The 7795-nt window shown below is 72.8% G+C and carries 8 protein-coding genes; all 8 read right to left on the bottom strand.

Features of this window, described 5'->3' with window-relative positions; all coding sequences use genetic code 11:
* Window positions 1-14 precede the first annotated feature (14 nt).
* The 8 genes from AMYBE_RS0100045 to AMYBE_RS0100010 all read right to left on the bottom strand — a co-directional run bounded on the left by AMYBE_RS0100045 (window position 15) and on the right by AMYBE_RS0100010 (window position 7685).
* Complete coding sequence (locus AMYBE_RS0100045) at window positions 15-1046, bottom strand: AAA family ATPase (protein WP_020657270.1); 1032 nt, start codon at window positions 1044-1046, stop codon at window positions 15-17.
* 25 nt (window positions 1047-1071) lie between these two features.
* On the bottom strand, window positions 1072-2292 hold the full coding sequence (locus AMYBE_RS0100040; protein WP_020657269.1) for a DNA cytosine methyltransferase: 1221 nt from the start codon (window positions 2290-2292) through the stop codon (window positions 1072-1074).
* The gene (locus AMYBE_RS0100035) at window positions 2292-3227 is read right to left on the bottom strand and encodes a bifunctional DNA primase/polymerase (RefSeq protein WP_020657268.1); all 936 of its coding nucleotides are present in this window, start codon (window positions 3225-3227) and stop codon (window positions 2292-2294) included. The genes AMYBE_RS0100040 and AMYBE_RS0100035 overlap by 1 nt, the downstream gene beginning before the upstream one ends.
* Window positions 3224-3685 carry a hypothetical protein gene (locus AMYBE_RS0100030; RefSeq protein WP_020657267.1) on the bottom strand — a complete coding sequence of 154 codons (462 nt, stop codon included), beginning with the start codon at window positions 3683-3685 and terminating at the stop codon, window positions 3224-3226. The genes AMYBE_RS0100035 and AMYBE_RS0100030 overlap by 4 nt, the downstream gene beginning before the upstream one ends.
* 5 nt (window positions 3686-3690) lie before the next feature.
* Window positions 3691-3858, bottom strand: a complete 168-nt coding sequence (locus tag AMYBE_RS45365; protein ID WP_020657266.1) for a hypothetical protein — start codon at window positions 3856-3858, stop codon at window positions 3691-3693.
* A gap of 233 nt (window positions 3859-4091) precedes the next feature.
* On the bottom strand, window positions 4092-6281 hold the full coding sequence (locus AMYBE_RS40735) for a zonular occludens toxin domain-containing protein (RefSeq protein WP_020657265.1): 2190 nt from the start codon (window positions 6279-6281) through the stop codon (window positions 4092-4094).
* Between the two features lie 13 nt (window positions 6282-6294).
* Window positions 6295-7395, bottom strand: a complete 1101-nt coding sequence (locus AMYBE_RS0100015) for a hypothetical protein (RefSeq protein WP_020657264.1) — start codon at window positions 7393-7395, stop codon at window positions 6295-6297.
* Window positions 7392-7685, bottom strand: a complete 294-nt coding sequence (locus AMYBE_RS0100010; protein WP_020657263.1) for a hypothetical protein — start codon at window positions 7683-7685, stop codon at window positions 7392-7394. The genes AMYBE_RS0100015 and AMYBE_RS0100010 overlap by 4 nt, the downstream gene beginning before the upstream one ends.
* Window positions 7686-7795 lie beyond the last annotated feature (110 nt).

The following is a 7795-nucleotide window of genomic DNA, read 5'->3' as shown; positions in this document are numbered from 1 at the left end:
CCGGTTTGTGCTGGTCAGGTGCCGTTGGGGGACAGCGGGGACAGGTGTGACACCCCGGTGGTGTCCCCGTGGTCCCTGTCGCCAGGCGCGCTGTAGGTGCCGCCGGGCGTCTTGTGCAGCTGTCCCGCGTCGGCCATGCGGGAGCAGGTCTTGCGGATGTTGTCCGGGCTGGCGTCGAGGGCTTCGGCGATCCGGGCGGGCTTGAGCGGGCCGTGTTCGCGCAGCACGCGCAGGATGTCGGCGCGGGTGTCGGCGACCAGGTGGTCGGCGGCGGGGCCGTCGAGCTTGGTCCAGGCGCCGGCGTCAGCGTCGAAAGTCATGGCGTAGTCGGTCTCTTCGACGTCGCGGCCGGTCACGTGCAGCACGCCATCGGCTTGCCCGCGGGCGCGTTCGAGCACGAGGGTGGCGTCCATGGCGCCGGTGAGCCCGGCGGTTCCGGATACCAGGTTCTGCCAGTCGTCAGCGTCCTGTTTGCGGACGTGGTGGATCAGCAGGAACGGCACGCCGTAGTGGTCGGCGATCTCCTTGAACCGGGTGCCCGCGGCGTAGTCGGAGGCGTAGGCGGACGCGCCGGGCAGGACCGGGCCGCGCATTTTCTGCAGCGTGTCGATGATGACCAGCCGCGCCGTCGGGTTCTCCTCCAGCCATTCCCGGAGCACCTCGTCCCCACCGGCGTTCATGGTGGGGCACGAGGTTTCCAGGGTCAGCAGCGGCGACGGGCGCCCGCCCGCGGCGATCTGCTGGCGTCGGCGGCGCTGCAACCGGCGGCCGGTGTCCTCCAGCGCGCAGTACAGGACCGGGCCGCGCTCCACTGCGATCGAGCCAAGCGCGGGTTCGCCGTTCGCGATGGACGCGGCGAGCCCGAGGGACATCCATGACTTGCCCAGCTTCGGCGCACCGGCCAGCAGGTTGACCCCTTCGGCGAGCAGGCCGGGGACGGCCCACTTGACCGGTGGGAACTCCTCTCGCATCAGCTCCGCATCGGTCCACCGGGTGCGGCGGGCGGGCGGTGTCGGGACGGCGGCCAGCGGCCGGGGCGTGGTCATGGCGGGTTACCTCCGTGGTGCAGGGTCAGGCCGCGGCGTGGGCCGGGTTCGCGGCATGGGCGAGCAGCGGCGCGAGGATCGCGGCGGCCAGTGGCGGCGGCACGGCGTCGCCGACCTGGCGGTACTGGGCTGATTTGGTGCCGCGCCACGGGTAGTCGACGGGGAACCCTTGCAGGACACCGGCTTCGGCGACGCTGACCCGGCGGCGGCCCTGCCCGTCGTACTCCAGGAACTCGACCGCGTTGGCCGCGCGGCCGAAGAAGATCGTTCCGGCGGGCTCGTCGATGCCCCGGACACAGGCGTTGTCCTGGGAGCCGTTGCGCATCACCCAGTGCCCGACCTTGCTGGTGATCGTCGTCGCGGGCTCGTCCGGCGTGCGGGTGGTCCTGGTGGCCAGGTCACCGCCGTCGGTGTAGTTCGACCGCAGCACCACGTCCGCTTGCCGGTCGGCGAGCGCTGCCAGCTGCTGGCGGTTGCGGAAGTTGCCGAACACCTCCGCCCCGCCGGTGTCGGTTCCCCCGGCGGTGACCGTCCAGGCGGGACGTTCGGCCAGGCCCCAGCCGAGCGCGTCGGCCATGGACACCGGCGGCGGCAGCAGGCTGCCGAACAGGTCCACGTCCGAGCCGAACTCCCGCCCGCTGCGGTACTCCTGGTGGGTCGGCTCCGGCGGTGTCGCGGGCGCGGCGTCGCGGCGGGCGATCAGGATCGCGCGGCGGCGCGTCTGCGGGACGCCGTAGCGTTCGGCGGCCAGTACACCGCACCAGGCCCGGTAGCCCAGCTCCCGCAGCAGGCTGGCCGCGTGCTGCCACAGGGTCAGCACCGGCGGCACCTGCTCCAGGGCGATCCAGCGGGGACGCAGGGCGTGGGCGTACCGCATCGGCTCCGCGGTGAGCGCGGACCGCGCGTCGGCCCACTGGTGTTCCGCCGGGCGGCGGCCGCGGGCGAACGCGGTCATGCGGGCGAAGACGGCGTCGCGGTCCCGCTCACCGCCGCGCTTGCCCGCCATGGACCAGGCCTGGCAGGGCGGCGACATGACCAGGCCGTCCACCGGCCCGAACTGGCACGGGTCGGTGGCGGCCACGTCGGCCTGGACCCGGGTGTGCCCGGCGGCGGTCGCCGTGGCGCAGGCGTCCCCGTCATGCTCGATGCCGATCGCCGTTCCGATGTGACCGGCGTCGCGCAGGCCCTGGGACCAGCCGCCAGGGCCGGCGAAACCTTCGAGGATCTGCGTGCTGGTGCGGGTCATCAGGCCACCTTCCGGGGTCGCTTGGCACCGGCCCGCAGGCCGGACGTGATCGTGATTTCGGCCTCGCGCGCGCTGAACCGGCGCGTGCCGATGTGGCGTCCGGCGGCGGTCATCAGCGCCGCGCGCACCTCGTCTTCGGTGAGCGCGTCCCCGGCGACCAGCTGCCCAAGTGCGACGGCGGCGGCGTAGAGGGTCGCGTTGCGGCCGTCCGTGGCGTCGGCGACCTTGCCCGCCTCCGCCCGGACGGCGACGTCGAGGTAGCGGGAGCGCCGACCGGTGGCCGGGCGGATCGGTGCCACCGGCGCGGCGGGCAGCGGGGCGGGGGTGAGCCGCTCGACCAGCCAGCCGGGCAGCTCCGCCACCGCGCCGTCCCACACGTAGCCGTAGCGGCCGGCGTCGGTGACCGTGCCCGGGGCGACGACGTAGCCGCCCCACGCGCGGGTGTCGACCTTCCACCCGAGCCCCTGCCCGCGCTCCCCGCTGGTGATGCGCAGGACCACACCGGCCGGGACGCGGTAGTACAGGTGCAGCCCACCCGAGGGCGTCCGGACGGTGAGGGTGTCCCCGGGCAGCTCCTCGCCCGCTTCGTCGGCGACGACGGCGAGCACGTCCTCCCCGCACCGCGCCCCGGCGGCGGCCCACCGCGCGGGTACGCCCTCGCCGGGCTTGAGCGTGTCGAGGTCGAGCACGCACAGCCCGGACGGGCCGGTCGCGATGCCGATCCCGTAGGGGGCGTGGGTCCACGCGGCGCGGATCTTGTCCGGGTCGGTGGTGGCGCGCTGCTCCCAGGTGCGGTGCCCACCGGCGCACCGCCCGGTGCCGGGGCAGCCGTCTTCGGCGTGCCCGGCGGGGCGCTTGCCGCCGGGGCGGAGCGGGAAGACGTGCCAGCCGCGGCCGGCCGCGTCGAGTGCGGCGTCCACTGTGGTCGTGCTCATCGGTCCTCCTGCGGGTGGTCGTGGTCGGGGTTGCCGAGTCCGAAGTCCGGCGCGGCCGGGTCGGCGACCGCGACGTCGTCGAGTCCGCCGCGGGCGCGGGCGATGACGTCGAGCAGGTCTCCCAGCGACGTGCGCAGCGGGGTGCCCTCGGGCAGCGGCGCGACGGGCAGCCGGTCGACTCCCAGCCGCGCGGCCTGCTCGTCCGCCCACGCGTCCATCGCGGCTTCGTCGTCGTGGAAGTCCGGCGGCAGCGGGATATCCCGCAGCCGCGGGTGCTGCTCCAGCAGCCACGCCCGGCACTCCGCCCCGACCGTCAGAGCCGAGACGCCCGCGCCGGGCATCGCGGCCAGCTCGCGACGGGTGATGTGGGCGAGGATCGTGCGGAACGGCAACGCGTTCGACGGCAGGCGGTGCGTGACGGCGAGGATCGAGTACAGGTCAAACTCGCGGGTGTCCATCGTGGTCAGTGGCCTTTCGTGAGCTGGTGGACGGCTTCGCAGGTCGGGCACTTCGGGTTGGTGAACCAGGGCGAGCGGGCCTCGCCGGGCTCCAGCACCAGGCCGCACAAGGTGGTGATCCGGCCGGACCACCACGACCTGCTGCCGCGGTGCACGAGCGGTTTGCTGCTCATCACGTCTCCCGTCGTCGGTGACTGTGTGTGCCTGTTTTTGGGTAGGGTCGGCCGGCGCGGTGTCCTGGGAGGGAGCCGCGTCGCGGGGTGTTCAGGTGGTGGTTTCGGGCCGTGATCAGGGGGTTTGCGGGGGCGGGTCCCCTGCCTCCCTGGTCAGGGTCGGTGCTGGTCAGGTGAGGGAGGCAGGTCCGGGGAGGCGGTGAGGGAGAACTCCCCGGATCTCGCGGCCTCCCTTACTCGGTTCCCTCGGTCTCGTCGCCGTCCAACTCGCCCTCTCCGTCACGCTCCGCGATGGCGTCGCGGACGCGGGCGGCGGAGACCTGCATGACTCCGCCGGTCTTGTACGGCTTGGCCGACTCCGGCAGCGCGTCGTGCAGGTCGCTGTGGGTCCACTCGCCGTAGGTGCCGCGGTCGCGTTCGGTCAGCCGCTGCAACACCTCCTGCGTCCGCATCCGCGCTTCGGTGCCCAGCACGTCCGCGATGGCGGCGAGGTGGTCCACCGGACCGGCCGACTCCGCCGGGGCGTCGGCGGCCGGAAGCGCCGTCTGCTCGCGCAGCACCATGGCGCGCTTGGTGACCGCGTGCGCGTCCTTGGGCGAGACGTAGAACGAGCGCAGCAGGCCGGGCTTGGCGGTGAAACCCCGCGCCATGCAGGTGCCGACGTCGCCGGGACCCTCGTCCGTCTTCGGCGTGAGCCCCACCGCGGAGATGCCCGCCTTGTACGAACCGGTGCCGAGAACGGCGTCGTTGGCCATCTGATCACCGATGGCGAAGCACGCCTTGTTGCTGGCCACCGACGTGATCTTGCGCGGCAGCGCGTCCTTCGACGGCTCCGGCGTGAGGAAGATCAGCGTGATGGCGTACTTGCGGGCGGTGCTCATCAGCTTGGACGCGACCTCGATCGCCTTCGTGCCGTTCTTGCCCATGAACAGGTTCTGGCACTCGTCGATCACCACCACCCGCGGGCGCAGCCGTCCGTCCTTTTCGGCCAGTGCGCGAGTCACCGCGCGGTCGGTGGCGTGCGCCTTGAGTGCCTTACCCCGCACCGAAAGGTCGTCGTACAGCTCGTAGAGCAGGTTCAGGCACGCGTCCACGGTCTCGTCCCCCGCACCCGTGGTGAGCGTGCGCAGCCGCGGCTTCATCGGCTCGTAGTCGGTGTTCTCCGCCATGACCACGACGTCGATGTCCACCACCGGATCCAGCATCGCGCCCAGCACCAGGTTGATCGCCAGCGTGGACTTCCCCGAGCCCATCATGCCGCCCAGGGCGTAGTTCGCCTCGAACAGCCGACCGCGCACCACGTCGCCCTTGAGCGTCACCCCGACCGGGACGCCGGTGAAGTAGTCGGCGGTGGCGTTGTCCAGGTCGGCCAGCAGCGGCCACGGGTCGACCGGCCCAGACAGCGCGCCGGGCTTGGCCACCCACAGGTCCAGAACGGACGGTTGCGGCTCGGTCGGCCACACCTCGCGCGGGTAGCGGACCAGGTTGTGCGCCAACGTGGTCTTGCGCTTGACGATCTCCTCCACCGGGCACGCCGGCGGCAGCGCCACCTGCGCGCGCCATCCCTTGCCGTCCTTGTGCGGCGGGTCGATGAACTTGATCCGCCACCCGTCCTTCACCGCGCGGTTGAACCCCGCGATGTTCAGGTTCTTCAGCGCGTTGAGGATGGTGTTCTCGTCCGGCAGCTCGTCCATCGCGTCGCCGTCGACGGGCGGGGCGAGCCACTGCGGCATCTCCCCGTGCGTGCGGCCCTGCTGGTACAGGTAGCCCACGCCCACCGCGGTCCCGCCGACCAGCAGAAACACCCCGTAGCTGGTCAGGAACCACACGACGAAGGCGACCGCGTCGAACACCGCCGTGATCGGGGTCAGGATCTCGCCGATCTCGCCGTCGTTGATCGCCAGGATGATGCCCAGGACCAGCAGAAACCCAGTCACACCAACGGAACCGATGACGGCAGCCTTGATCCACTGACCCGGGGCGCGCAGCCAATCCATGGTCCGGTCGTGGCGGCGCTGCTTCTCCGCCACGTCCCGGGCCTCCCACTCCAACAGCTTGTCGTGCTCGCCCGCGGCTTCCGCGGCGCGCATCATCCGTTCGTAGCGGTTCGCGCCGTGCGTGTCCCGCCACCGCGTCACGACCACCTTGACCCCGGCGGCGGGGTACGCGACGCCGTGCCGGAACGCGGTCTTCGTCCTCTCGTGCGCGACCGCGTTGCGCGTGGCGCGGGCGACGGTCACCACGTCGCGGCCGTAGCCGCGGTAGCGGGCGATCGCCCGCGCCTTCTGCGACGTGAGTCGCGCGTACTCCTCGTCGGTGACGATCTCGCCTTCGATCACCTCGCCGTGCTCCTGGTTGACCGGGAGGTGGTGGACGGTGGCCAGCTCGCCGGCGGCCGGGGTCTGCTCGGTGTTGTCGTTCATCGGGTCCTCCGGCTCACTTGCGGTTGGGGTTGGCGTGCTCGTCACGCAGCCGGCGGGCGAACTTCGGCGCGCAGTGCAGCGTCTTGCGGATCGACTCCGCCGACTTCGGGTTGATCGCCACGTCGGGGTTGTCGATCGCGGCGGTGAACGCGGCGCGCAGGTCCTCGATCGACCGGGTCTTCGGTGCGCGCGGCGGCCGGGGCTTGCGGGTCGATTTCGGCTGGTCGGCAGGCGGATCGAGGGTCAACACCGGGGCGTCGACGATCGGGCCGTCATCGGCCCGCGGGGCCTGGTCATGCTCGGCGAAGAACGCGGCGATCTCCTCGTCGAGCACGTCGGCGGCGTGGGTGTCCGGGTCGACCACGGCGGCGAGTCGACGGCCGTCGAGGGTGTAGCGGCCCGGGGTGAACACCAACCGCGCATTGCCGTCGCCGTCGAGTTCGGCGACCGCGGTCCGGACCGCGGCGGCCCGGACCTTGGCGACCTTGCGCAGCGTCTTGCGCTCGATCCGGGCGGCGGCCCGCTCCGCCGCCGACCGCGGCGGCGAGGCCACGGCGAGCTGATGGGCAATGACCCCGGCGACGGACACGATGCCCATCACCACCGCCGCGTCCCACCCGCGGCCCAGGCCGTGCACGACGTTCAGGCCGAACCCGACGCCGGCGAACAGCCACGTGCCGAGCTGCAACGCCCACACCGGCCGCTCCGGGTGGCGGTGGCGGGTGACCTCCACCGCGAACGCGAACGCCCACATGCCCAGCTCCGAGAGCGCCGGGAGCGGCGCACCGGTGGCGTTGCCGTAGACACCCACGCCGTAACCGGCCATCGCCGGGACGGCCATGCCCGCCGACACCAGGGCAAGCAGGTAGATCGGCAGCCGCACCCGGTTCGCCGACAGCCACCCCGTGACCGCCTTCCGCGCGGCTTTCCGGTTGGCCTGGCGGGTCTTGCGGCGCTGGTCGGCCAGCTTGACCGCGGCCGCGGCGTCGATCCGCCGTTGGTCGGCCACCGCGCTCTGCGCGCGCAGCTTGCGGTCCAGCGCGGCGTTCGCGTCCTGCCGCTGGATCTCCGCCTCCGCCGCGCGAGTGGCGCGGCGCTCGTCTGCCCAGCTCATCGGGTCACCTCCCGGCTCTCGTGGTCGGTCGTCTCGTCGGTGGTGGCCGGCGGCGCGGCGAGCTGCTTGCGCTCGGCCGCTTCGGTCTTCAGGCGGGTCTGCTGGCGGTGCTCACGGATCTCGTGCGCCGCCCACCCGGCGGCGACGACCGCGGCCACCAGGGCGAACCACGGCGTGAACACCACGGCTAGGACCAGCGGGCCGACCGTGAAGGCCAGCTCACCGAAGTGCCAGACGGCCCACTCCATGACCTGCTCCAGGCGGGTCCGCTGCTCACGCTGCACGTTCATCGGGGCACCTCCTGCCCAGTGGGGAAGCCGTGGGGGAAGAACTGGTTCACGCGCCGCCGCGGCGGCCGGGACGCCTGCCGGGTGGCGGCCTGGTCCAGCCGGACCAGCAC

It is taken from the genome of Amycolatopsis benzoatilytica AK 16/65 (assembly GCF_000383915.1).
Taxonomy (GTDB): Bacteria; Actinomycetota; Actinomycetes; order Mycobacteriales; family Pseudonocardiaceae; genus Amycolatopsis; species Amycolatopsis benzoatilytica.
This window is presented reverse-complemented; position numbering and strand designations above follow the sequence as displayed.